This is a genomic window from Bradyrhizobium sp. TM102, from assembly GCF_009176685.1.
GTDB lineage: Bacteria > Pseudomonadota > Alphaproteobacteria > Rhizobiales > Xanthobacteraceae > Bradyrhizobium > Bradyrhizobium ottawaense.
On sequence record NZ_AP021855.1, the window covers coordinates 3,127,048 to 3,150,884 of the forward strand.

The window sequence follows — 23,837 nt, forward strand, 5'->3', positions numbered from 1 at the left end:
AACGTTCGTTCACATCGAGCGCGCTATTGCACGAAGGCGAGGCCGACGCGCTTGTCACTGCGCCAAACTGTGCGACAATTCCGGACGAAATCGTCGCGCGCGATCGATAGCGTGAACGATTGCGGCAATGTGACGGGGGTGTCGAGGTCGATCGCCGCGCCGCCCGCTGACATGTTTCGCACAGTGCAGGGAATGCCGCTGCTTTCAAAGGTGATCGTTCCACCCTTGAAAACACGGTACCGCTGCGCTTCACGCTTCTCGATCATCCGCATTGGTCCATCATGTTGATTGTGAAGTAGTGCATAGAAATTACGTTGAACTAAACTCAATACTGGCGCTACTTGCACAGCGCTTCAGACTTCGTTTACGACGTTGACGCGGAGAGTCTCTCCGCCGACTTTCCTCACACGCTTTTCTTTTGTGGCGCTACGCGCCAATGGAGATACTGATGAAGACCACGCTTTCGATTTTGCTCGCCGCCGCGTTCTCGCTGTCGTCGATGCCCGCCCACGCCGTCAAGTGGGACCTCTCGACCATGAGCTGCAAGCAGTTCCTCGAGAGCGGCGAAGACAATATCCAGGTCGTGCTGACCTGGATGGACGGCTGGTACAAGGGCGACGAGGACAACGCGATCATCGACACCGACGTGTTCATCGAGAACGCCAAGAAGTTCGGTGCCTATTGCGGAAAGAATCCGACAGCCAGCATCGTCACCGCGGCCGACGAAGTGCTCGGAAAATAATCCCGGCAAGTCATGAAGCGTGCGGACCGAAGCGAGGATGCAATCGCGCTTCGGTCTCTTGCTTCGACACGATCGTGATGGAGAGCCGCGGTGCGCTTTACGCCCACGCGGCTCTCTTCTTTTGAGATGCTGCTCAGCCCGGCAGCATCGCGAACGCGCTCGATACCATCGCGACCGGCTTGTTGTCGGCGGCCGAGAGCAGCGTGACGCGGCCAAAGCTCATGGTGCGCCCGAGCCGCACTACGCGCGCGTCCGCCAGCACGTCCGACGAGGACACTGCGCGCATGAAATGCGTGGTCTGGTCGACCGTGGTCATCGGGCGGTAGCCGCGATTGGCAGCCAGGATCGCGATCACCATCGCGGTGTCGGCGAGCGCCATCAGGGCCTGGCCGCAGACCACGCCGCCGTTCCGGCACAGCCGCTCCGAGAACGGCATGCGCAGCAGCGCGCCCGGCTGCCAGTCCGGCGCATCCGCCGGCTGCACGTGCTCGAGGCGCTCGACGGCGAGATTGAGATCCTGGACCCAGGGCGCAAAAACCTCGCCGAGGATGCGTCTGGCGTCGGAGAGGCCGAATTCGGTGTCTGGCTGCATTTGCATTGCTGGCGCGCTCTCCTGTATTGCCGGATGTTTCGGCCCATTGTGCGCGCATCGGCGCGGCAAAGTCACCCGGTCTGGCGCCGGTCCCGTCGGCTTGAAAATGCCTGACTTGGCCCGATATGATGGCTTGCTCGGGGTATGGGTGGATGATGTTGCGTCGGTGTGTCCTCGTCTTTTGCATGGCCGCGCTCGGCCTGGCGCTGAGCGGCTGCACCAAATGCGGTCCGATCTGGGACGACTGGCTGCACGCGCCGAAATCGTGCAGATCGGATCGGCTCTAGCGGGCCCGGACGGCCTCGGCGGTCGCGACCGGCCGCGACAAGGATGACCAGGCACGGGCGATCCGTGCCTCCATGGATGATCAAGGAGTAGACGATGAAGCTTTTCCGTTTGGCCGCGGTGCTGGCCGTGCTGGCGGGACCTGCCTATGCGCAAATGCCCAATCTGAATTTGCTGCAGGACGCCCCGAGCAAGACCCCCGAGGAAAAGGCCGCGGAAGCCGAGCGTGACAAGGCCTACAAGGAAACGCTGAAGAAGATCCCGGATTCCAAGACCTCCAACGATCCCTGGGGCGGCATGCGCTCCGATCCGCCGAAGCAGCCGGCGGCGCCGAAGGCCTCGGCCGCAACCAGCGCGCCGAAGAAGTCCAAGAGCGGCACGGCCGCCAACTGACGAGCGGCACGGCCGCCAACTGACCCAGCTCCGTTCGGGAGGCGGTGCAACGCTTTTCGGACGGGACTCCTCTTCACCCGGCTCACGCCCTACATTGGGCTGAGCGTAGTGCGTAGAGGAGGAGGACATGGCCGACCGTCCGCGGGATCTCGCCGAGCGGATGGCGCGCCGGCGCAAGATCGCCGGCAAGCCGGGCCAAGCGGTTCGGGACGGCTATCTGCGCGAGACCTTCACGCTGCCGCGCGCGGCGGCGCGGGAAAGGGCGCAGGCCTTCTTCGCCCGCTACCCCAAGGCCGGCTATATGAGCGTTGTCGAGAGCTGGCGCGAGCTGCCCGGCGGCGATATCGAATTCACCATGCGGCGGCTGCCCAGCGCGGACTAGAGCATGATCCGGAAAAGTGCTCAGCGGTTTTCCGAAAAGATCATGCTCAAACAACAATCTAAAGCTTGATCCGGAGAGCTTGCTAGTCGAGGGTTTCGGCAACGATGCGGATCCGGAACACGGGCTCCTTGGTCTCGTCCAGCAGCTCCATGTGCCATTCGGAATTTTCCTGGAGCTTGCGGGCAATGCCTGCGGTCATGTCGGCGCAGACATTGGTCATCTCTTTCCAGGCCGAATTGCGATCGGCAAATTCCGTCGCCTGATCGGCGCAGCCGGAGTAACTTCCATTCCGGATCCGAAAGAAATACAACGGCATAGCTGGCACCGATCGCGCGCGTGATGGCCTCGCCCCCAAGGCCATGGGCGCGCGCAGTCCAATCCCAAACGACCGTCAGATCAATTCCGGGCGGCTACGGATGATGTTCCGCCGCAACCGCCAGCCGTGGTGCAGCGGGCGCAGAAGGCGCTATCCGATGCCGACTTTCATCCGGCCGGTTCACGCCGCCCGGCCGATCGCTTCAGCTCACGGTCGATACGCAGCTGCACGCGCCGGATCGCCAACAGGTCGATTTTCGTCTCGGTCTTGCCGGTCTTGACCTGCTCGCCAATGCGGAACTGCCACTGCCAGATTCCGGGAATCGCCGTCTTGGCGACGGTGAACTCGATGCCCCTGTGATTCATGGCGACCTCCCACGATTCACTCTCCATGACTGCAAACATGTTCGACGTGCCAATATTCCGGAGACAAGCAAATTTTGTCGGTAAGCCCTAGATAGTTCGGGGGTATCTCGAAAGCGCGCCTGCCCCGAAACAGGCGAAGCCGGCTCTCGAAAGACGCCGGTCCGTGAGACAGTGAGGCTGTCGCATACCCGTGGTTCTCCGACCATGAACAAAGTTCCTGGGCTGCACCCGGCTGCGTCGGTACGCCGATCGGACGGGCCGCGGGGGCCCGCGGAGGGGTTACCGGTTTCCCTGCAAGCGGCGGCATATGCCTTGCTTGGTCTGGCGATGGCAAAAACAGCAAGGGTCGTCATGCTGGGCATTCCCCGCCGCTACAGTCATTTCGTCTTCGGCATCATCCAGTCCGGGCTGACGTCGCTGATCGCGGCGGGGATCGCCAGCCTGCCCGCAGGCAGCGCGATGAGCTTCGTCGGGCACTGGATGGTGTCGTGGCTGATCGCATGGGCCGCGATGTTGCCGATCGTGCTGCTGGCTGCGCCCGCGATCCGCGCCTTCTCGCTGCTCCTGACGCAGGAGGAGCGGGACCCGCGAACCGCCCGGCAGGCATGAAAAAGCCCCGCCTGGGGAGAGCCAGACGGGGCAAAAAGTTATTGGAGGCTGAGGTGCTGGGCTGCAACACCATAGCGGCATCATCCTAGCCGGCTCCGCTTACGGCAGCCTGACAGGCGTCAGATTTCCGGACTCAACGCCGAGGCCGCAGACTGGCCCCGCACCGGTCCCAATTTCGACATCCGTTCGCACAACTGCGGACACACCGGTCGGCAAGATTCCACAGCGTTCGGCGCAGCCATGGGGGAAACGTGGCACGCCGACCACGGGGTGGCATCATGGATAACGTAGAGCGGTCATTCGCCGCCGCGACAGCGGCTGGCTTCGTGGTGCTGGTGATCGGCCTCGTGCTGCTGGCGCTGCTTTAAGGACAGGCACGCGAGCGGCAGCCTTTCCCTGGATGAACGGGGGTACAGGGCATGCCGCAAAATTGGAAAACAACCCCATGCACAGTAGGCTGCACGGAAGTTCCGTTGTCCTTTCAATAGCTTAAACTTGGTGTTTGGATGCCGTCAACGCGCTTGCGGTGATAGGGCGACCGCCTCCCGCCGCCACCTCCCGCAAGGTCATCAAAAGGGCCGCCGCCAGCCGTATCGCCGGCGCGCTCTTGTCAGCTTCGGAAGCCCCCGGTTGGGTCTAGTGGATCTTGATTTCATTCAGGGGAAGGTGGAGCTCGGCGGCGCGCTCTTGGCGGTCCTTCTTGCGGAATTCGTTTTCCTGGCGCTCGAACTTCATCAGCTCCTCATGCGCCGCCTCCAGCAGGGGATTGCGCCTGATCGTATCGCGGTTCGTGGTGTCCGTCATGACTGAGGTCCCCAGAGTTGCGGTCCCATCCTGGAGAAGGCCCGAGACCGCGAAAAGGTTCGGTGCCGCAGGATTGCGGAATTCTGACGGCGGCCGGCGGCTGCGTCTTTGATGCGCGTCAGCTTCCGCCGGGGGAATGACGTTGCGACAGCCCTGCTATTTCGGCGGTTGCAGCCCGGTGGATATGACCCAGTCGTGCAGATGATTGGCGACATCGGCCTGGCGGGCCTTCTTGAGCAGGGCGTCCCGCTCGGGCCCGGGCGGAAGCCTGGCGGCCTCTTCCTGGACCTGCTTCACCCATGCGGAGAGCCGGTCTTGAAGGGTCAACTGCTGCTTGAAACGTCGCCGCTTGAGCATGGCGCGCTCCTTTTCATGCGATGAAGGCGGGAGCGCAATCGGCGTTCTCGTCACCGATAGTGGCCACGGTTGGGGCGGTGATGGCCCATTGAGGACCATTAACGGGAGCCGCGTCTGTCCAGTTGTGTGCACAACGCGAATGGGGAGGGGGACGTGGCGATGCTCACGGACAAAGCCTCAAATCCGCAAAAGAACATATTGCGAACCTAGAACAAATAGGGTACGTTGCTTTTATCGACGAGCCGCCTCGCCAATCGTTTGTCCCTCACGCGAATCCTCGCCATAAGGAGCACGACCCAATGTCCGCCACTGCCCTGCGTATCGTCGAAGGATCTTCCATGGACAAGAGTAAAGCTCTGGCCGCCGCGCTCTCTCAGATCGAGCGCCAGTTCGGCAAGGGCTCGGTGATGAAGCTCGGCAAGAACGACCGGTCCATGGACATCGAGGCGGTGTCGTCAGGCTCGCTCGGGCTCGATATCGCGCTCGGCATCGGCGGCCTGCCGAAGGGGCGCATCGTCGAGATCTACGGGCCGGAATCCTCAGGAAAAACCACGCTGGCGCTGCATACGGTGGCCGAAGCGCAGAAGAAGGGCGGCATCTGCGCCTTCATCGACGCCGAGCACGCGCTCGACCCGGTCTATGCGAGGAAGCTGGGCGTCAACATCGACGAGCTCCTGATCTCGCAGCCCGACACCGGTGAGCAGGCGCTGGAGATCTGCGACACGCTGGTGCGGTCGGGTGCGGTGGACGTGCTGGTGATCGATTCGGTCGCGGCGCTGGTGCCGAAGGCCGAGCTCGAGGGCGAGATGGGCGATGCGCTGCCGGGTCTGCAGGCCCGCCTGATGAGCCAGGCGCTGCGCAAGCTGACGGCCTCCATCAACAAGTCCAACACCATGGTGATCTTCATCAACCAGATCCGCATGAAGATCGGTGTGATGTACGGCTCGCCGGAAACCACCACCGGCGGCAACGCGCTGAAGTTCTATGCCTCGGTCCGCCTCGACATCCGCCGCATCGGCGCGATCAAGGAGCGCGACGAAGTTGTCGGCAACACCACGCGCGTCAAGGTCGTCAAGAACAAGCTGGCGCCGCCCTTCAAGCAGGTCGAGTTCGACATCATGTACGGCGAGGGCGTCTCCAAGATGGGTGAGATCCTCGATCTCGGCGTCAAGGCCGGCATCGTCGAGAAGTCAGGCGCCTGGTTCTCCTATGACAGCCAGCGTCTCGGCCAGGGCCGCGAGAATTCGAAAGCGTTCCTGAAGGCCAACCCCGACATCACCGCCAAGATCGAGACCTCGATCCGCCAGAACTCCGGCCTGATCGCCGAGCAAATTCTCGCCGGCACGCCGGAGCGCGACGCCGACGGCGAGGAGCCGGCGGACGAGTAAGACCCTAACGCGAAAGTTTTTCGCGAGGAGCGGGCGCTGAAGACGTTGAGTTGCCGACGTCGTCAGTGCCCGTTTCGTTTTGCGTAAGGGTGAGGTGCGCCGACGATGAAGCGTGTGATCCTGACCAGTTCGGCGGGCGTCGGTCTTGCCCTCGCCGATCGCGCCGACATGGTCATCCCGTTCATCTATCGCTTCGTTTCGGGGCCACTTCCGACGGCTGACCACCTCATCCGCTATCTCGGCTGGCGGGAGTCCAGGACGTGGGTCGACCAAATGCACTGGTCGGATTGCGTCCCCGTGCGTCAGTCGCCCCTCATCAGGCGCCAGGATCGAGCCGGTGCCCTGCTCTGGGTCTGCAAGAATTACGGGGTCGATCTCATTGAACTGTGGTTCGACCCCGAACCCAACAGTCGATTGCAGTTGATCTGGATCCTCGATTACCTGCGTTTCGAGCCGTCACTTACTGAGAGTCTGAGACTACGACTCGTCGATTTCGATCTGCGCTGCCGTCGCCAGCGACGGGACTGGGGGCGACCGAGACGCGGCTTCTCGAACTCATCGCAAGCGGACGCAGTCGCACCGATGAGCTGTTTCCGTCAGGCACCTCCGAGGCTCGTGTGTTCGATCCGTGGGAGTTGGGCGCGCTGCTCGAAGGGCTCGCATTCGGCCCTGCGCCAGCGGTTGCGGGTCTGGACGGCAAGCTGGCGACACTCGATCCGGACAACGCGCGCGGTCGCAACGCCGCCTTTCGCCGGAGCCGGCTGTCGCTGACGGAGTTTGGCAAAGCGGTTCTGGAAGGTCGGGAGGATTTTCGCCGTCACAATCCGATTCGGCGCTGGTGGGGCGGCACGTTGCTGACCAATGAGCAACTCTGGCGTTGGGATCGTGAAAGTCGATTGTTGATTGCGCCTTAGGTCAGGAGCCGTAGGGTGGGCAAAGGCGCGTAAGCGCCGTGCCCACCATATTTCAACGCATACAAGGGTGGTGGGCACGCTTACGCTTTGCCCACCCTACAAGACCTCCGTCGCGTCTTACTCTGCCGCCTCCGCGTAATCGCTCACCGGCGGGCAGGAGCATACCAGGTTGCGGTCGCCATAGACGTTGTCGACGCGCCCCACCGGGCTCCAGTATTTGTCGGTGCGCGAGGTGCCCGCGGGGAAGCAGCCCTCGCTGCGGGTATAGGCGCGCTTCCAATCATCATCGGCGATGTCGTGCACGGTGTGCGGAGCATGGCGCAGCGGTGACGCCTCGATCTTGAAGCGGCCGGCCTCGACTTCGGCGATTTCTTTCCGGATCGCGATCATGGCATCACAAAAACGATCCAGCTCGGCCTTGGATTCCGATTCGGTCGGTTCGATCATCAGCGTGCCCGGCACCGGGAAGCTCATGGTCGGCGCGTGGAAGCCGTAGTCGATCAGGCGCTTGGCGATGTCGTCGACAGTGACGCCGCTCGTATTCTTCAGCGGACGGGGATCGACGATGCACTCATGCGCGACGCGGCCCTTCGCATTCTTGTAGAGCACCGGGAAGTGGGGATCGAGCCGCGCTGCGATGTAGTTGGCGTTGAGGATCGCGATCTCGGTGGCGCGCTTCAGGCCTTCACCGCCCATCATCAGGATGTAGATGTAGGAGATGGTGAGGATCGAGGCCGAACCGAACGGCGCGGCCGAGACCGGGCCGACCGGTGCGTCGCCTTGGGTCGCCGGATGACCCGGCAGGAACGGCGCCAGATGCGCCTTCACGCCGATCGGGCCCATGCCGGGGCCGCCGCCGCCATGCGGGATGCAGAAGGTCTTGTGCAGATTGAGATGGCTGACATCGGCGCCGTAATCGCCGGGCCTGCTAAGGCCGACCTGCGCGTTGAGGTTGGCGCCGTCCAGATACACCTGGCCGCCATGGCCGTGCACGATGTCGCAGATCTCGCGGATGTGCTCCTCGAACACGCCGTGCGTCGAGGGATAGGTGATCATGACCGCAGCGAGATCATTGGAGTGCTTCTCGGCCTTTGCGCGGAGATCATTGACGTCGACGTCGCCGTTCTTCTCGCAGGCGACCACCACCACGTCCATGCCGACCATCGCGGCCGAGGCCGGATTGGTGCCGTGGGCGGAGGAGGGGATCAGGCAGATCTTGCGATGGCTTTCGCCGCGCGCGGCATGGTAGCCACGAATGGCAAGAAGTCCCGCATATTCGCCCTGCGCGCCCGAATTCGGCTGCAGCGAGATGGCGTCATAGCCGGTGATGTCGCACAGCCATTTTTCCAGCCGCGCGAACAGCGCGTGATAGCCCTTGGCCTGCTCGCGCGGGACGAACGGATGCAGCGAGCCGAACTCCGGCCAGGTCAGGGGCATCATCTCGGTGGTCGCGTTCAGCTTCATGGTGCAGGATCCCAGCGGGATCATCGCACGGTCGAGTGCGAGGTCGCGGTCACTGAGCTTGCGCATGTAGCGCAGCATCTCGGTCTCCGAGCGATGCGCGTGGAAGACGGGATGGGTGAGGAATGAGGTCGCGCGCTTCAGCGCCTCCGGCAGCGCCTCGCGCGTGGTCGCCTCTAACTCGGCATAGGCCAGCTTGCCGCCGAAGGCGCGCCAGACCGCTTCGACCGTCGCGGGCGTCGTGGTCTCGTCGAGCGCGATGCGCAAGCTGGTGGCGCCGACGCCGAGATTGATCTTCTCGGCCGCCGCGCGCGCGACGATCTCGGCTCGCCTGGCGCCGGCATCGACGCTGATCGTGTCGAAGAAGTTCTCGCCATCAGGCGCGAAGCCGAGCTTGCGCAAGCCGCTCGCGAGCACGGCGGCGCGGCGATGCACATTGCGGGCGATCTGCGTCAGCCCTTCGGGGCCATGATAGACCGCGTACATCGAGGCGATCACGGCCAGCAGCACCTGCGCGGTGCAGATGTTCGAGGTCGCCTTCTCGCGGCGGATGTGCTGCTCGCGGGTCTGCAACGCGAGGCGATAGGCCGGCATCCCGCGGGAATCCACGGAGAGGCCGACGATGCGGCCGGGCAGCGAGCGCTTCAGCGCATCGCGCACCGCCATATAGGCCGCGTGCGGTCCGCCATAACCCATCGGCACGCCAAAACGCTGCGCCGAGCCGATCGCGATGTCGGCGCCGAGCTCGCCGGGCGAGGCGAGCAGCGTCAGGGCCAGCAGGTCGGCGGCCACGATCGCGAGCGCGCCCTTGGCCTTCAATGTTGCGATCGCGGGCCGGAGGTCGCGCACCGCGCCCGAAGAGCCCGGATATTGCAGCAGCGCGCCGAGCACGTCGGCCTTGTCGAGATCGGTGAGGGGATCGCCGACGATCAGGGTCCAGCCCAGCGGCTCGGCGCGGGTGCGCATCACAGCGAGCGTCTGCGGATGCACGTCCTTGTCGACGAAGAAGGCTTGCGCCTTGACCTGCGAGTGCCGCTCCGCCAGCGCCATGGCTTCGGCCGCGGCGGTGGCCTCGTCGAGCAGCGAGGCGTTGGCGACGTCGAGCCCGGTGAGGTCGCAGATCATGGTCTGGAAGTTGAGCAGCGCCTCCAGCCGGCCCTGGCTGATCTCGGGCTGGTAGGGCGTGTACGCCGTGTACCAGGCCGGGTTCTCCAGGATGTTGCGCTGGATCACCGCGGGCAAAATCGTGCCGGAATAGCCTTGGCCGATCAGCGAGGTGAAGACCTGGTTCTGGGCTGCGAGCTCGCCCATATGCGCGATCGCCTCGGTCTCGCTGAGCGGCTTGCCGAGATCGAGCGGGGCGGCCTGCCGGATCGAAGCCGGCAGCGTCTCCGCCATCAGGGCGTCGACGCTCTTGGCGCTGACGGTTTCGAGCATGGCGGTGACGTCGCGCGCCGACGGGCCGATATGGCGGCGAACGAAACTGGCGGCGGTGTCGCCGTTGGTCTTGCGGTGCGCGGTCATCGCTTGCTCCATCGTCCTTAAGCCGTGTGCGCCTTGTAGGCGGCTTCATCCATCAGGCCGCCGAGCTCGCTTCTGTCGGCCATCTTGATCTTGAAGAACCACGCCTTGCCTTGCGCCTCCGAGTTCACCAGCGCCGGCTCGGCCGCGAGCTCGGCGTTGGTCTCGAGCACTTCGCCTGTCACGGGCGCGTACACATCCGAGGCCGCCTTGACGGACTCAACCACGGCGGCGGCTTCCGCCTTCTTCAGCACGCGGCCAACCTTGGGCAGTTCGACGAACACGACGTCGCCGAGCTGCTGCTGGGCGTAATCGGTGATGCCGACGGTGGCGACGTCGCCCTCGATGGCGAGCCATTCATGGTCGGAGGTGTACAGCGTCGTGGTCATTCTCGAATCCTCAGCGTTTGTAGGTGTTCTTGACGAAGGGCATGGCCGCGACAGCGACCGGCAGACGCTGGCCGCGCACCTCGGCGAAGAGTTGTGTGCCGAGCGCGCTCGATGCGGTGGGCACATAGCCCATCGCGACCGGCGCATTCAGGCTTGGGCCGAAACCGCCCGATGTGACTTGTCCGATCGGCTCGCCGCCCGCGCTGTCAGCAAACAGCAGCGCGCCCTCGCGCACCGGCGCGCGTCCCTGGGCGAGCAGGCCGACGCGGCGGCGGGCCGCGCCGTTGTCGAAATGGGCGAGGATTTTTTCGGCACCGGGAAAGCCGCCGGCGCGCGCGCCGCCGCTGCGGCGGCTCTTCTGCACCGACCATTCCAGCGCGGCCTCGACCGGCGTGGTCGCGGTGTCGATGTCGTGGCCGTAGAGGCAGAGCCCGGCTTCCAGCCGAAGACTGTCGCGGGCGCCCAGGCCGATCGGCAGCACGTCGGGGTTTTCGAGCAGCGCTTTGGCGAGACGTTCGGCATCGGCCGCGGGAACCGAAATTTCAAAACCGTCCTCGCCGGTGTAGCCGGAGCGCGAGACGAAACAGTCGAGGCCGGCAACCTTGCGGGGGCCGGAATCCATGAACTTCATGGCGGGCGCCTCTGCACACAATTTCGCCAGCGCCGCCTCGGCCTTCGGCCCCTGCAGCGCGATCAGTGCGCGGTCTGTGAGGGAATCGACGCCGCAGTCCCCAGAGAGATTCGCGCGCAGATGCGCCTCGTCGGCTTCCTTGCAGGCGGCGTTGACGACCAGGAAGAGGTGATCACCGAAATTGGCGACCATCAGGTCGTCCAGAATTCCGCCACCGGCGTTGGTGAACTGGGCGTAGCGTTGCCGTCCCGGCGCAATCGCCACGATATCCTGTGGCACCAGCCGTTCCAGTGCGCGGGCGGCGTCCTCGACCCTGCCGGATTTCGGCCTGAGCGCGATCTGGCCCATATGGGAGACGTCGAACAGGCCGGCTGCGTTGCGGGTATGGAGGTGCTCCTTCAGGACGCCCGCGGGGTATTGCACGGGCATGTCATAGCCCGCGAACGGCACCATCTTGCCGCCCAGGGAGACATGAAGCCCATGAAGGGGCGTACGTTTCAGGGAATCTTGGTCGTCGCGCGCTAGCATCACAGGGGCCCTCGGCGGTTCCCCCGGGACGATTCCCTGAGGACACCAGTCGAAGCCCCATCTGTCGCTGTGCCTGAGAGTATTATCCCGTCGGCGGGAGCCATCCGGGTCTAAACCCGTCGGCGCCTCTTTCCAGATGCTGTCAAAGCCACGCGGTCCTTTTGCCTGAGAGTTTCCGGGGCGGTTGCTCCTTCGGCGCCGGCACCAAAGCCGGTCTCTCCCGACGTGGCCGTACGATACAGATGGGTACAGACCACAGGGCGGCCAAGCCTGTCAACGCGTCCGCTTGCCCTATCAACGGGATTGCAAAGGGGATTGAGCGCCTGCGGCAACCCTCTGATCTCCTTGCACAGTTTCTGGACAGCGAAGCTGGCCTTGTCTAAAAGCGCTGTGGCCCGCAGATATCAGCCTAAATGTCAGGTTTGGATGGCCTATAGCGGGTCCAAGCACACCCGATTGGATGAACATGAGCGGCGTCAACGAGATCAGGTCGACCTTTCTGAACTTCTTTGCCGAGAACGGCCACGAGATCGTGTCGTCCTCGCCATTGGTGCCGCGCAACGATCCGACGTTGATGTTCACCAATGCCGGCATGGTGCAGTTCAAGAACGTCTTCACCGGCGTCGAGAAGCGGCCCTATCAGCGCGCCACCACGTCGCAGAAATGCGTGCGCGCCGGCGGCAAGCACAACGACCTCGACAATGTCGGCTACACCGCGCGCCATCTCACCTTCTTCGAGATGCTCGGCAACTTCTCCTTCGGCGACTATTTCAAGGAGCGCGCGATCGAGCTCGCCTGGAAGCTGATCACGAAGGACTTCGGGCTCAACAAGGACAAGCTGCTCGTCACCGTCTACCACACCGACGACGAAGCGCACGGGCTCTGGAAGAAGATCGCGGGCTTCTCCGACGACCGCATCATCCGCATCCCGACCTCGGACAATTTCTGGGCGATGGGCGACACCGGCCCGTGCGGCCCGTGCTCGGAGATCTTCATCGACCGCGGTGATCACATCTGGGGCGGACCTCCGGGCTCGCCGGAAGAGGATGGCGACCGCTTCCTCGAATTCTGGAATCTCGTGTTCATGCAGTACGAGCAGGTGACGAAGGAGGAGCGCGTGGATCTGCCGCGTCCCTCGATCGACACCGGCATGGGCCTCGAGCGCATGGCCTGCATCATGCAGGGGGTCGACAGCGTGTTCGAGACCGACCTGTTCCGTCATTTGATCGATGCGACCTCGTCCGCGCTCGGGAGCGGGCCGAATGAGCAGACCGTGGCCTCGTTCCGCGTCATTGCCGACCATTTGCGCTCCTCGGCGTTCCTGGTCGCGGACGGCGTGCTGCCCTCGAACGAGGGCCGCGGCTACGTGCTGCGCCGGATCATGCGCCGCGCGATGCGCCATGCGCAGTTGCTCGGTGCCAAGGAGCCGCTGATGCATCGTCTGGTCTGGGCGCTGGTCCGCGAGATGGGCCAGGCCTACCCCGACCTGATGCGCGCGGAAAGCCTGATCGAGGAAACGCTGCGGCTGGAAGAGACCCGGTTCCGCAAGACGCTGTCGCGGGGCCTCGCCATCCTCGACGAGAAGAGCGCGTCCTTGAAAAAGGGCGACATGTTCGATGGCGACGTCGCCTTCACGCTGTACGACACCTACGGCTTCCCGCTCGACCTGACGCAGGACGCGCTGAAGTCGCGCGGCATCGGCGTCGACCAGGCTTCCTTCTCCGATGCGATGGAGCGCCAGAAGGCCAAGGCGCGCGAGTCCTGGAAGGGTTCTGGCGAGGCGGCTTCCGAAGCGATCTGGTTCCTGCTGCGCGAAAAGCTCGGCGCTACTGAATTCCTGGGCTACGAGACCGAGAGCGCTGAAGGCGTGGTCTCTGCCCTGGTGAAGGACGGTGCAGAGGTCGCCAGCCTGAAGGCCGGCGACACCGGTGCGATCGTGCTGAACCAGACGCCGTTCTACGCGGAGTCCGGCGGCCAGGTCGGCGACACCGGCGTGCTCACGGGCGAGGGCGGCGTCAAGTTCCGCGTCACCGACACGCAGAAGAAGCTCGGCGATTTCTTCGTGCATGTCGGCACGGTGGAGAGCGGCGAAGTCAAGCTCGGCACCGCGCTGCAGCTCGAGGTCGATCATTCCAGGCGCTCCTCGATCCGGGCGCATCATTCGGCGACGCATCTCATCCACGAGGCGCTGCGCCAGGTGCTCGGCGACCACATCGCCCAGCGCGGCTCGATGGTTGCGCCAGATCGCCTGCGCTTCGACTTCGTGCATCCGAAGCCGATCTCGGCGGAGGAGCTGGCCCGGGTCGAGGACATCGCCAATGACGTGGTGCTGGAGAACGACGAGGTCACCACGCGTGTGATGGGCGTGGATGAGGCTCGCGAAGCCGGCGCGCGCGCCCTGTTCGGCGAGAAATATGGCGACGAGGTCCGCGTCGTCTCGATGGGCCGGACCGCGCGCGAGCGCGGCGCCAACGCGCTCGGCTGGTCGGTCGAGCTCTGCGGCGGCACGCATGTGCGACGCACCGGCGATATCGGCCTGATCACGCTCACCGGCGAGAGCGCGGTCGCCTCCGGCGTGCGCCGCATCGAGGCGCTGACCGGCAATTATGCGCGCAGGCACGCCAACGAGACCATGGCGCTGGCCAAGACCGCGGCGAACGAGCTGCGCACCTCGCTCGACGACGTCCCGGCGCGCATCAACGCGCTGATGGAGGAGCGCAAGAAGCTCGAGCGCGAGCTTTCCGACGCCCGCAAGAAGCTGGCGATGGGCGGCGGCGCTTCGGCCGGCAGCAATGGCGCAGCCAGCGGCGTGCGCGAGGTCGGCAACGTCAAGCTGATGGCGCGCGCGGTCGAGGGCATCGAGATGAAGGATCTCAAGAGCCTTGCCGACGACGGCAAGAAGCAGATCGGTTCCGGCGTCGTCGCCATCGTCGGAGTCACCGAGGACGGCAAGGCCGGCATCGTGGTCGGCGTCACCGCGGACCTCACCGCGCGCTTCAACGCGGTGAACCTCGTGCGTGTCGCCTCCGAGGCGCTCGGCGGCAAGGGCGGCGGTGGCCGGCCCGACATGGCCCAGGCCGGCGGACCTGACGGAGCCAAGGCGTCCGAGGCGCTGAGCGCGATCGAAAAAGCGATGGCGGGCGCGTGAGGCCGTGCGCCCCGTTCCGCGAGGACGTGGCTCAGCCGATCCAAACTTGAGGGATCGCCTGTACGAATTGCTGGAGCACGATCCGCTGGCCTATTCAGCCGGGTCGCGCTTCATCCAGGTCATCATCGGCGTCATCGTGCTCAATGTGGCCGCGATGATCCTCGCCTCGGTGCCGGAGCTGGACGCGCAGTTCGGCGTCGTGTTCTCCGCGATCACCATTCTGTCGGTGTTCGTGTTCGCGCTGGAATATGCCGCGCGGCTGTGGACGGTGGCGGGCCACACCCAGCGCAAGGGCTCCGCGCTGTCCGACCGGCTCGGCTATGCCTTCTCCGCGCTCGGCATCATCGACCTCATGGCGTTCCTGCCCGCTTCCATCGTGCTCGCCACCGGCCGGCACGCGACGCTGGCGGCGCTCGGCGTGCTGCCGTTCTTCAAGCTGATCCGCTATTCGCCGGCGATGCGCTCGCTGCTCGCCGCCGTGCATGCCGAGCGTCGCGCGCTGATCGGCTGCATCGTCATCCTGATCGGCGCGGTCCTGACGTTCGCCTCGCTGCTCTACGCCATCGAGCGCGACGTGCAGCCGGACAAGCTCGGCACTATCCCGCAGGCGATGTGGTGGGCGATCGTGACGCTCGGCACCGTCGGCTATGGCGACGTCGTGCCGGTGACGCCGCTCGGCAAGCTGGTCTCCACCTTCGCCATCATCAGCGGCTTCGCCATGATCGCGCTGCCGGTCGCGATCATCTCAACCGCCTTTGCCGAAGAGGTGAAGCGGCGCGATTTCGTCGTCACCTGGGGCATGCTGGCGCGGGTGCCGCTGTTCTCGCATCTGTCGGCCGCGGAGATCGCCGACATCATGCGGCTGTTGCGGGCGCGCACCATCGAGCAGGGCGAGATATTGGTCCGCCGCGGCGATGCGGCCTCGTCGATGTATTTCATCACCGCCGGCGAGGTCGAGATTGCGCTGCCGAGCCAGCATGTGCACCTCACGGACGGCACCTTCTTCGGCGAGATCGCGCTGCTGCATAAGACAAAACGCAGCGGCACGGTGACGGCGACGCGCAAGACGCGCCTCCTGGTGCTCGACGCCCAGGATTTTCATGCCTTGATCGCGCGCATGCCGACGCTCGCCGACCACGTCCACACCACCGCCAAGGCGCGGCTCGCCGACAGCGGCGATCTCGCGGCGGCAGAGCTGGCGCAGGCCGAGAAGGACGACACCGACCGCTGAGCGGTCAGCCTTTCTTCAGGAAGACATATTCGGCGGAGTAGGGCGCGCTTCTGAACTCGCCGGCCTTGTCGCACGCACCGTCGAGCTTGCCGCCATGGGTGTTGATGCGCTGGACGGTGGTGACGGGCGTCAGGGTGCCGCTGCCGCGATGGGAGGTGACCTCCAGCTTCAGCCAGGGGATATCGGCAACCGTTGCGCCGGGCGCGTTGCCGATGGCCTTACCGACGACGGCGCTGCTGTCGGCAAGCTCCCAGTTGGGGCCGGCATAGTGGCGGCCGATGGTCTTGCCCTCGGACAGCAGCGTCGCGACCGGCTCGCGGAAGGCCCAGGCGAGCTTGCCGTCGGCGGCGGCCTTGCACTCATAGACTTGCGCGCCCTCGGCGTGAAGGCTCACCACCACGCTCTCGCCAGGTGCTGCGATGGCGTCGGGAAGCGGCTCGGCAGCTCCGGCCGGTCCGATCAGGGCCGCGAGCAGCAGTGTGGGGCCGGCAAGCTTGATGAACATGGTGGCATCTCCGCGCAAGGTCTCAAAAGAAACGGGCCGCGCTGTTGCGCGGCCCGTGATGATGTCTGGCCCAGTCGGGCGAAATTGCGGACGGCTCAGGCCGCCAGCTCCTTGGTCAGGTTCTCGGCGACCTTGTCGAGGAAGCCGGTGGTCGAGAGCCAGCGCTGGTCGGCGCCGACCAGGAGCGCGAGGTCCTTGGTCATGTAGCCGGCCTCGACGGTGTCGACGCAGACCTTCTCCAGCGTGTTGGCGAACTTGGCGAGCTCGGCATTGTTGTCGAGCTTGGCGCGGTGCGACAGGCCACGCGTCCAGGCGAAGATCGACGCGATCGAGTTGGTCGAGGTCTCCTTGCCCTTCTGGTGCTCGCGGTAGTGGCGGGTCACCGTGCCGTGGGCAGCTTCGGCTTCCACGGTCTTGCCGTCGGGGGTGAGCAGCACCGAGGTCATCAGGCCGAGCGAGCCGTAGCCCTGCGCGACCGTGTCGGACTGCACGTCGCCGTCGTAGTTCTTACAGGCCCAGACATAGCCGCCGGACCATTTCAGCGCCGAGGCCACCATGTCGTCGATCAGGCGGTGCTCGTAGGTCAGGCCCTTGGCCTCGAATTCCTTCTTGAATTCGCGGTCGTAGATGTCCTGGAAGATGTCCTTGAAGCGGCCGTCATAGACCTTCAGAATCGTGTTCTTGGTCGAGAGGTAGACCGGGTAGTTGCGCAGCAGGCCGTAGTTCAGCGAGGCGCGGGCGAAGTCGATGATGGAGTCGTCGAGGTTGTACATTCCCATCGCGACGCCGGCGTCGGGCGCCTTGAACACTTCCTTCTCGATCACGGTGCCGTCCTCGCCGACGAACTTCATCGACAGCGTGCCCTTGCCCGGGAACTTGAAATCGGTGGCGCGGTACTGGTCGCCATAGGCGTGGCGGCCGATGATGATTGGCTTGGTCCAGCCGGGAACCAGGCGCGGCACGTTCTTGCAGATGATCGGCTCGCGGAAGATCACGCCGCCGAGGATGTTGCGGATGGTGCCGTTCGGCGACTTCCACATCTGCTTGAGGTTGAACTCCTTCACCCGGGCCTCGTCCGGGGTGATGGTTGCGCACTTGACGCCGACGCCGACCTTCTTGATCGCCTCGGCGGCGTCGATGGTGACCTGATCGTTGGTGTGGTCGCGGTACTCCATGCCCAGGTCGAAATACATCAGCTCGACATCCAGGAACGGGGTGATCAGCTTGTCCTTGATGTACTGCCAGATGATCCGGGTCATCTCGTCGCCATCGAGTTCGACGACGGGATTGGATACCTTGATTTTTGCCATGATCGGGGAAGCCTCTTGGGAACGGCGCTTTTGGCGCGCCACGGGAATATCCGCCGCCTCTTAGCACCCGGACGCGGCGGGCGAAAGCCAAGGGATTATGCACTTTTAGCTCATCCAGCTTCCCCAGACGTGGGGGCAGGGCCGCCCTGCCGCAGGACCGGATCCGAGGATCCGGAGGAGATTCAAAAGTCGATTCCAACCCGTTATTTCCCTTGAGAATTTCGTCAGGACAGGCAAACGAGGCGGACAGCGCCGGCCGGCCCAAGGACGACTTGGGAAAGGCCGGCTTGAATCAATTCCTGAGAGTGCCCTGGCAAGGCCTTGAGACGAAGAGTGAAAGCGAAACGAGATGTCGGGGACTGACAAGAGCAAGGCGGGTTTGTCCCTCGACGGTCCCATCGTGATCCTGGTCGAGCCGCAGCTCGGCGAAAACATCGGCATGGCCGCACGCGCCATGGGAAATTTTGCCCTTGGCGCCTTGCGCATCGTCAACCCCAGGGACGGTTGGCCCAACATCGCGGCACAGCGCGCCGCGGCCGGCGCCGACCACATTCTGGAAAAGGTCGAATTGTTCGAGACGGTGGAGCAGGCGGTCGCCGACCTCGACCTGCTGTTCGCTACTACCGCACGTCCCCACGACCAGGCCAAGCCGGTGGTCGGGCCGGAGGCGGCGGCCAGCGAGATCGCGGGTCACGTCGCAACCGGCGGCAGGTGCGGTATCCTGTTCGGCCGCGAGCGCTGGGGCCTGACCAACGAGGAGGTCGGGCTCTCCAACCGCATCATCACCTTCCCGGTCAATCCGGGCTTCGCCTCGCTCAACCTCGCCCAGGCCGTGCTGCTGGTCGGCTATGAATGGTTCAAGCGAGCAACGTCCGGCGAACTGCCGCACGCCATGCCGGAGCGCTCCGAGCGCGCCTCGCAGCACCAGATGCAGGCGTTCTTCGACAACCTCATCCGCGAACTCGACAAGGTGGAATTTTTGCGCCCCGCCGAGAAGCGCGACACCATGCTGGTCAACCTGCGCAACATCTTCAGTCGGATGGAGCCGACCAAGCAGGACATGCACACCCTGCACGGCGTGATCATGGCGATCGCCGAGGGACGCAAGGGCCCGGCCAAGGGAGGCGTGCTCGATGGCGAGCAGGCGACGCGCCTGCGCGCGCTTTTGGCCGAGCACGGGCAGGGCGGCGGCGTGCCCGACAGCGGCTCCACTGTGCGCGGCCTCGCCCGCCTGCTTCGCCGCAACCCGACCGACGCCGAGCGTCTGCTCTGGCAGGCTTTGACCCGCGACCGTCGCTTCGCCGGCCAGTTCAAGCGCCAGACCCCGGTCGGCCGCCACATCCCGGACTTCGTCTCGTTCCCGCATCGGATCGCGATCGAGCTGGTGAATCCGGGCGAGGGCGAGGCGATTGCCGCTGATCGCGCAGGAAGGCGGACGTGGCTCGAGGCGCGGGACTATCGGGTGCTGGAGATCCGGGCGGCGGACATCGAGCGCGATCTCGAGGCGGAGCTGGTGCGGCTGCAGGGGATGATGGAGCAGAGCACGTAGCTGTCGTCGAGCGCCGGTCTCGTAGGGTGGGCAAAGCGGCTTGTCCGCCGTAGCTCGAAGAGCGAAGGCGGAAGCTTGCCCACCTATGTCGATCGACGAAGCTCAGACAGAGGTAGTGGGCACGGCGCTACGCGCCTTTGCCCGCCCTACGAGTTGGGAGTGCCAAGAGCACACGTCGTCTAGGGAAGGCTAGCGTTGGCGTAACCACCACCTCTACCGCCAGTTGACGCAGGCGTGGCGGCCACGCCCAGGCGAGCGAACGGCGCTGCGCCCAAGACCATCCAGCCCCATTGATGCATGTCAAGGAACATCGAACCCCGCCCGTTACGGTTTTGAGGCAACAGGGAGGGTTCGATATGTCAATCAGCCGTCGCCAAGCACTTGCCGCCTTCAGCGCCGCTGTATCGGCGCTCGCGATTTCCCGCACCGCACGTGCCGAGTTTGACGGTCCTGTTGTCAGGGCCCTGGAGGGCGGCGAAGATTTCTGGCTCGCCCAGGATGCCTATATCTACGGATATCCTCTCGTGACGATGGAGATGACCCGCCGGGTCATGACGAACGTTGCGGCGGTGGAAGGCACGCGCGGGCCGATGGGGCAATTCGTCAAGCTCCGTAAGTACCCTGATGCCACCTTCAAGGATGTCACGGCACCCAATGCCGATACGCTCTACACGACGGCTTGGATCGACGTGGGAGACGAGCCCTGGGTCCTGAGCATGCCGGACATGAAGGACCGCTACTTCCTGTTTCCGATGCTGGACGGCTGGACCAATGTCTTCCAGGTGCCTGGCAAGCGCACCACCGGCACCAAGGCGCAGACCTATGCGATCACCGGCCCGGGCTGGAAGGGAACGCTTCCCGCCGGCGTCAAGGAATACAAATCCCCCACGTGCATGGTGTGGATCTTGGGCCGCATCTACTGCACCGGTACGCCGGAGGACTACGCGGCCGTGCACGCCGCGCAGGACCAGTTCAAGCTCGTGCCGCTCAGCGCATACGACAAGTCCTTTACGCCCCCGGCAGGCAAGGTCGATGCGTCGATCGACATGAAGACGGCGGTGCGCGAGCAGGTCAACCGCCTGGACGCCGCGGCCTATTTCACCCTTCTCGCGCAATTGATGAAGCGCAATCCGCCGGCCGCCGCCGACGCAGCTGAGGTCGCCAAATTCGCGAAGATCGGTCTTGTCCCCGGCAAGGATTTTGACGCGAGCAAATTCGATGCTGCCTTCGCCAAGCGCGTCCCGCAGGTGGCATTCGACCGCATCATGCTCCAGTTCAAGGTCAACAAGGCGATCAAGAACATCAACGGCTGGGCCTTCGACAGCGAAGCCGGTATCTACGGCACCAATTATCTCAACCGTGCGCTTGTCACGGCCATCGGCCTTGGCGCCAACCGGATCCAGGATGCGTGCTATCCGACATCCCAGAAGGACGCCGACGGGAAAGAGTACGTCGGCAGCAACAAATACGTGATGCGTTTCCCGAAGGGGCAGCTTCCTCCGGTCGGGGGCTTCTGGTCGATCACGATGTATGACGAGAACTACTTCTTCGTCGCCAATCCGATCAACCGCCAGTCGATCAGCGCCCGCCAGAATCTCAAAGCCAATCCGGACGGTTCGGTCGATCTCTACATCCAGAAGGACAGTCCCGGCCCCGACAAGGAGAGCAATTGGCTTCCCGCGCCGGCGGGCAAGTTCGTCCTGATGTTGCGGATGTACTGGCCGAACGAGAAGTCACCCTCGATCGTCAACGGGACCTGGAAGCCGCCTCCCGTCCGGCAAGTGACGAGCAGCTAGGGAGATATCCTGCTCAGCCGGTGAACGATGGCGCGGGAGGCGAGATGCTGTTTCCGGATACCCCGACCGCCGCCTGCGCATGTCCGTCGGCGGCGAATTACCCGCGCCCGAGCTGTACGTCGCGCTCCACCGCAATCCATGTCGTCCGCGCCAACGCCAGCAATCTGCCGGCTTCATCATGAAGCGCGGCGTCGGCCGTGCGCTTGCGGCCGTCGCGGCCGGTGGGCCAGGCCGTGACGATGCAGAGCTCGCCGGGGCGGGGGCGCGCTTCGATGCGGGCTGACATCCGTCCGAGCAGGAGCGGGGTCTTCTCGAAGCTGCCGCTCTGCTGATCGTAATTGCAGGCAAAGCCGGTGGGGCAGTCGAGCGCGGACCAGAGGAATTCGGGCGCGATGAGGCCATCCCCGGCCGTGAGATTCGGATCGGGTGCCCAGCTCGCGGCGAGAACGGGAGTTTGTGCTTGACGGCGGAGCGGGCCGGCGAAGATGCGCAGGCCGTCGCCCTTCGCCCTTGCGGGACCGCAGACGAAACAGTGTGGCAGCGGATGTTCGTGCGGCCTGGACAGCGCATGCAATTCGGCCGCACGTGCTTCCAGCAAGTCAGCTGTCTCGATCTGCGCAAGCTCGACGCTCACGGCGCGGGCGGTGGCGACGGCTTTGCCGCCATCGCGAAGCTCCCATGTGCCGTCGTCCGTCGCGATGGCATCGAGCGGCGAGTCCAGCGGGGGCGGCGCGCGCAGCGTCACCTCTGCAGCCCCGGGAATGTGACGGGCGAGCCGGCCGCAGACATAGCCGCCGTTGCCGGAGTTCGGAGGACCGCAATAGCGCTTGTCGATGATGATCGAAGCCATGGCGCACTCTATCTGATTTTGAGCACAATTCGTCCCTGAACTGTCCGGTTGGCCACGGCGCGCATGGCGTCGCCGGCCTCCTCCAAAGGGAGGACGCGGTCGATATGCGGGCGGATTTGTCCTTCGGCCAGCAATCGCATCAGCGTGGCGTTCATGCGCGCTGCCTCGTTGGAGAATTTCTCCGCCCAGGCGCCGGCAAAGACGCCGATGATGGAATAGTTCTTCAACAGCGGCAGGTTCATCGGGATGGAGGGAATCTCGCCGCCGGTGAAGCCGATCGGCATCAGCCGTCCGCCCCATTTCATCAGCCGGGCCATCTGCTCGAAAATCCCACCGCCGACATTGTCGAAGCCGACATCGATGCCGTCTCCTGACGTGATCGACTTGATCCGGTCGCGCAGATCCTCGCTGCGATAGTTGATGACCTCGCTGGCGCCGTAGCCGCGGACCAGGGCCGCCTTGTCGTCAGAGCCGACACCGGCGACGACGCGCAGGCCGAGATGCCGGCCGAGGTCGACGGCGGCAAGTCCAACTCCGCCGGCAGCGCCAGTGACGAACAGCGTTTCGCCGCGCTCGGCTCGTGCCCGTTCGACCAGCGCATGATAGGCCGTGCCGTAATTGTGGAGGATGGTTGCCGCCGCTTCGAACGCGACGCCGTCAGGCAGGCGTACGGTCTTCGACTCCTTCGCGATCATCTGTTCGGCGTAGCCGCCGGTCCAGCTGCTGCAGGCCACGCGATCGCCGGACGCGAACCTTGTCACCGTGCCGCCGACCGCGACGACGGTTCCGGAGGCTTCCGTGCCGGGCACGAAGGGCGTCTGCGGTCGCAGCTGGTAGAGACCCGAGACCAGCAACTGGTCCATGAAGCTGACGGAGGCCGCGTGGACGTCGATGAGGATCTCATCGCCGGCAGGCTTGGGCGCATCGATCTCGCCGAGGCGCAAATCGCCGGGACCAGTGAACGAATGGCACAGAATGGCTTTCATCGGGGCGCTCCGATGCTCCGGGCCACGTCCTGGTCTTTCGTCCGGGTCCGCGCGAAAAGGCGCGGCACCAGCATCGGAACGCGGCGGCGATATTGCCGGTAGGTTTCCCCGAACTCCGCGATCAGATCGCGCTCTTCGAACTGCAACGCGGCCAGGATATAGGCGGTGTTCGCGAGCGCGAACAGCAGATGGCCGGCGGTCATCTCGGGCGTGGCCCAGAATGCGAGGAGGAAGCCGAGCATGATCGGATGCCGCACGATCTTGTAGAGCAGCGGCGCCTTGAAGGAGTGATCCTCCGGCTCGGTCCCGCGCAGCGCCGAGAAGGCCTGGCCCAGGCCGAACAGGTCGAAATGATCGATCATGTGGGTCGAGGCGAATGCGATCAGCCAGCCGAGCCAATGGACGCCGGTCAAACACCACGCCACGATTCCGCTGGTCTGCCAAACCAGTATCGGGATCGGACGCCACTGCCAGAACAGCAGGAGGAGGATGAGGCTGGAGAGCAGCACGTAGGTGCTGCGCTCGCAGGCCACGGGAAGAACTTTGGTCCACCAGCGTTTGAAGGCCGGGCGCGCCATGACGCTGTGCTGGATTGCAAACAGGCTCATCAGCAGCAGGTTGACGAGGATGGCCTCGGTCAGGCTGCCGACGTCGGTCCCCTGATCGATCGACTTCGGTACGACATAATTGCCGACGAAACCGAGTGCATAGAGGAAGGACAGCGTGAATACGGCATAGCTCACGATTGCGTAGAGCAGGATTGCGAGGCGTGAGAACATGGTTTT

24 protein-coding genes and 1 riboswitch are annotated in these 23,837 nt (G+C 64.6%); of the genes, 10 read left to right on the forward strand and 14 right to left on the reverse strand.

The window, feature by feature from the left end; genetic code table 11:
- Positions 1 to 23: 23 nt before the first annotated feature.
- Positions 24 to 272: a PilZ domain-containing protein gene (locus GDN70_RS14675; protein WP_370092662.1), complete on the reverse strand. Its 249-nt coding sequence runs from the start codon at positions 270 to 272 to the stop codon at positions 24 to 26.
- Positions 273 to 448: 176 nt separating this feature from the next.
- Between GDN70_RS14675 and GDN70_RS14680 the strand changes: the two genes are divergently transcribed.
- Positions 449 to 742, forward strand: a complete 294-nt coding sequence (locus GDN70_RS14680; RefSeq protein WP_026201704.1) for an HdeA family protein — start codon at positions 449 to 451, stop codon at positions 740 to 742.
- A gap of 133 nt (positions 743 to 875) precedes the next feature.
- On the opposite strand, the gene GDN70_RS14685 is transcribed toward GDN70_RS14680, so the two are convergent.
- Positions 876 to 1,340 carry a PaaI family thioesterase gene (locus GDN70_RS14685; RefSeq protein WP_028142810.1) on the reverse strand — a complete coding sequence of 155 codons (465 nt, stop codon included), beginning with the start codon at positions 1,338 to 1,340 and terminating at the stop codon, positions 876 to 878.
- A gap of 375 nt (positions 1,341 to 1,715) precedes the next feature.
- Here GDN70_RS14685 and GDN70_RS14695 point away from each other — a divergent pair, with 375 nt between their 5' ends.
- Both GDN70_RS14695 and GDN70_RS14700 read left to right on the forward strand, forming a co-directional pair.
- Positions 1,716 to 2,012, forward strand: a complete 297-nt coding sequence (locus tag GDN70_RS14695; RefSeq protein WP_018316631.1) for a hypothetical protein — start codon at positions 1,716 to 1,718, stop codon at positions 2,010 to 2,012.
- 127 nt (positions 2,013 to 2,139) lie between these two features.
- Complete coding sequence (locus tag GDN70_RS14700; RefSeq protein WP_028142811.1) at positions 2,140 to 2,394, forward strand: hypothetical protein; 255 nt, start codon at positions 2,140 to 2,142, stop codon at positions 2,392 to 2,394.
- Positions 2,395 to 2,476: 82 nt separating this feature from the next.
- Here GDN70_RS14700 and GDN70_RS14705 read toward each other — a convergent pair whose 3' ends face one another.
- Positions 2,477 to 2,710: a hypothetical protein gene (locus GDN70_RS14705; RefSeq protein ID WP_028142812.1), complete on the reverse strand. Its 234-nt coding sequence runs from the start codon at positions 2,708 to 2,710 to the stop codon at positions 2,477 to 2,479.
- Positions 2,711 to 2,877: 167 nt separating this feature from the next.
- Positions 2,878 to 3,075: a hypothetical protein gene (locus GDN70_RS14710; RefSeq protein WP_028142813.1), complete on the reverse strand. Its 198-nt coding sequence runs from the start codon at positions 3,073 to 3,075 to the stop codon at positions 2,878 to 2,880.
- A 351-nt stretch (positions 3,076 to 3,426) separates the two neighbouring features.
- Between GDN70_RS14710 and GDN70_RS14715 the strand changes: the two genes are divergently transcribed.
- The gene (locus tag GDN70_RS14715; protein WP_028142814.1) at positions 3,427 to 3,684 is read left to right on the forward strand and encodes a DUF2798 domain-containing protein; all 258 of its coding nucleotides are present in this window, start codon (positions 3,427 to 3,429) and stop codon (positions 3,682 to 3,684) included.
- A gap of 636 nt (positions 3,685 to 4,320) precedes the next feature.
- On the opposite strand, the gene GDN70_RS34940 is transcribed toward GDN70_RS14715, so the two are convergent.
- The gene (locus GDN70_RS34940; RefSeq protein ID WP_085971717.1) at positions 4,321 to 4,488 is read right to left on the reverse strand and encodes a hypothetical protein; all 168 of its coding nucleotides are present in this window, start codon (positions 4,486 to 4,488) and stop codon (positions 4,321 to 4,323) included.
- Positions 4,489 to 4,644: 156 nt separating this feature from the next.
- Complete coding sequence (locus GDN70_RS14720) at positions 4,645 to 4,845, reverse strand: hypothetical protein (protein ID WP_081494305.1); 201 nt, start codon at positions 4,843 to 4,845, stop codon at positions 4,645 to 4,647.
- A gap of 299 nt (positions 4,846 to 5,144) precedes the next feature.
- Between GDN70_RS14720 and recA the strand changes: the two genes are divergently transcribed.
- Together recA and GDN70_RS35495 are read left to right on the forward strand one after the other, a co-directional pair.
- Entirely contained in the window at positions 5,145 to 6,233 is a 1,089-nt protein-coding gene (gene recA, locus GDN70_RS14725) for a recombinase RecA (protein WP_028142816.1), read from the forward strand.
- Between the two features lie 617 nt (positions 6,234 to 6,850).
- Positions 6,851 to 7,147: a hypothetical protein gene (locus GDN70_RS35495; protein ID WP_028142817.1), complete on the forward strand. Its 297-nt coding sequence runs from the start codon at positions 6,851 to 6,853 to the stop codon at positions 7,145 to 7,147.
- A gap of 117 nt (positions 7,148 to 7,264) precedes the next feature.
- On the opposite strand, the gene gcvP is transcribed toward GDN70_RS35495, so the two are convergent.
- From gcvP to gcvT, 3 genes are read right to left on the reverse strand one after another with little or no spacing between them, the layout of a single operon-like run.
- Entirely contained in the window at positions 7,265 to 10,132 is a 2,868-nt protein-coding gene (gene gcvP, locus GDN70_RS14735; RefSeq protein WP_152102717.1) for an aminomethyl-transferring glycine dehydrogenase, read from the reverse strand.
- Between the two features lie 17 nt (positions 10,133 to 10,149).
- Positions 10,150 to 10,518, reverse strand: a complete 369-nt coding sequence (gene gcvH / locus GDN70_RS14740) for a glycine cleavage system protein GcvH (RefSeq protein WP_038971637.1) — start codon at positions 10,516 to 10,518, stop codon at positions 10,150 to 10,152.
- 10 nt (positions 10,519 to 10,528) lie between these two features.
- Positions 10,529 to 11,677, reverse strand: a complete 1,149-nt coding sequence (gcvT, locus tag GDN70_RS14745) for a glycine cleavage system aminomethyltransferase GcvT (protein WP_038971638.1) — start codon at positions 11,675 to 11,677, stop codon at positions 10,529 to 10,531.
- Positions 11,678 to 11,821: 144 nt separating this feature from the next.
- A riboswitch (glycine riboswitch) is annotated at positions 11,822 to 11,910 on the reverse strand.
- Between the two features lie 233 nt (positions 11,911 to 12,143).
- On the opposite strand from gcvT, the gene alaS reads away from it, so the two are divergent.
- Entirely contained in the window at positions 12,144 to 14,825 is a 2,682-nt protein-coding gene (alaS, locus tag GDN70_RS14750; protein WP_038971669.1) for an alanine--tRNA ligase, read from the forward strand.
- Positions 14,826 to 14,829: 4 nt separating this feature from the next.
- Positions 14,830 to 16,056, forward strand: coding sequence for a cyclic nucleotide-gated ion channel (locus tag GDN70_RS14755; protein ID WP_038971639.1), 1,227 nt, complete (start codon positions 14,830 to 14,832; stop codon positions 16,054 to 16,056).
- Positions 16,057 to 16,060: 4 nt separating this feature from the next.
- On the opposite strand, the gene GDN70_RS14760 is transcribed toward GDN70_RS14755, so the two are convergent.
- Together GDN70_RS14760 and GDN70_RS14765 are read right to left on the reverse strand one after the other, a co-directional pair.
- Positions 16,061 to 16,561 (reverse strand): DUF3455 domain-containing protein, encoded by a 501-nt coding sequence (locus tag GDN70_RS14760; RefSeq protein WP_038971640.1) that lies wholly within the window; start codon positions 16,559 to 16,561, stop codon positions 16,061 to 16,063.
- Between the two features lie 95 nt (positions 16,562 to 16,656).
- Positions 16,657 to 17,871 (reverse strand): NADP-dependent isocitrate dehydrogenase, encoded by a 1,215-nt coding sequence (locus GDN70_RS14765; RefSeq protein ID WP_028142824.1) that lies wholly within the window; start codon positions 17,869 to 17,871, stop codon positions 16,657 to 16,659.
- Positions 17,872 to 18,220: 349 nt separating this feature from the next.
- Between GDN70_RS14765 and GDN70_RS14770 the strand changes: the two genes are divergently transcribed.
- Both GDN70_RS14770 and GDN70_RS14775 read left to right on the forward strand, forming a co-directional pair.
- Positions 18,221 to 19,420 (forward strand): TrmJ/YjtD family RNA methyltransferase, encoded by a 1,200-nt coding sequence (locus tag GDN70_RS14770; RefSeq protein WP_038948071.1) that lies wholly within the window; start codon positions 18,221 to 18,223, stop codon positions 19,418 to 19,420.
- A 356-nt stretch (positions 19,421 to 19,776) separates the two neighbouring features.
- Positions 19,777 to 21,216 carry a DUF1254 domain-containing protein gene (locus tag GDN70_RS14775; RefSeq protein WP_028142826.1) on the forward strand — a complete coding sequence of 480 codons (1,440 nt, stop codon included), beginning with the start codon at positions 19,777 to 19,779 and terminating at the stop codon, positions 21,214 to 21,216.
- A gap of 97 nt (positions 21,217 to 21,313) precedes the next feature.
- On the opposite strand, the gene GDN70_RS14780 is transcribed toward GDN70_RS14775, so the two are convergent.
- The 3 genes from GDN70_RS14780 to mddA are packed head-to-tail and all read right to left on the reverse strand — an operon-like array spanning position 21,314 to position 23,831.
- Entirely contained in the window at positions 21,314 to 22,066 is a 753-nt protein-coding gene (locus GDN70_RS14780) for a hypothetical protein (RefSeq protein WP_028142827.1), read from the reverse strand.
- A gap of 8 nt (positions 22,067 to 22,074) precedes the next feature.
- On the reverse strand, positions 22,075 to 23,052 hold the full coding sequence (locus GDN70_RS14785) for an NADPH:quinone oxidoreductase family protein (protein WP_152102718.1): 978 nt from the start codon (positions 23,050 to 23,052) through the stop codon (positions 22,075 to 22,077).
- Positions 23,049 to 23,831 carry a methanethiol S-methyltransferase gene (gene mddA / locus GDN70_RS14790; RefSeq protein ID WP_152102719.1) on the reverse strand — a complete coding sequence of 261 codons (783 nt, stop codon included), beginning with the start codon at positions 23,829 to 23,831 and terminating at the stop codon, positions 23,049 to 23,051. The genes GDN70_RS14785 and mddA overlap by 4 nt, the downstream gene beginning before the upstream one ends.
- Between the last annotated feature and the right edge of the window lie 6 nt (positions 23,832 to 23,837).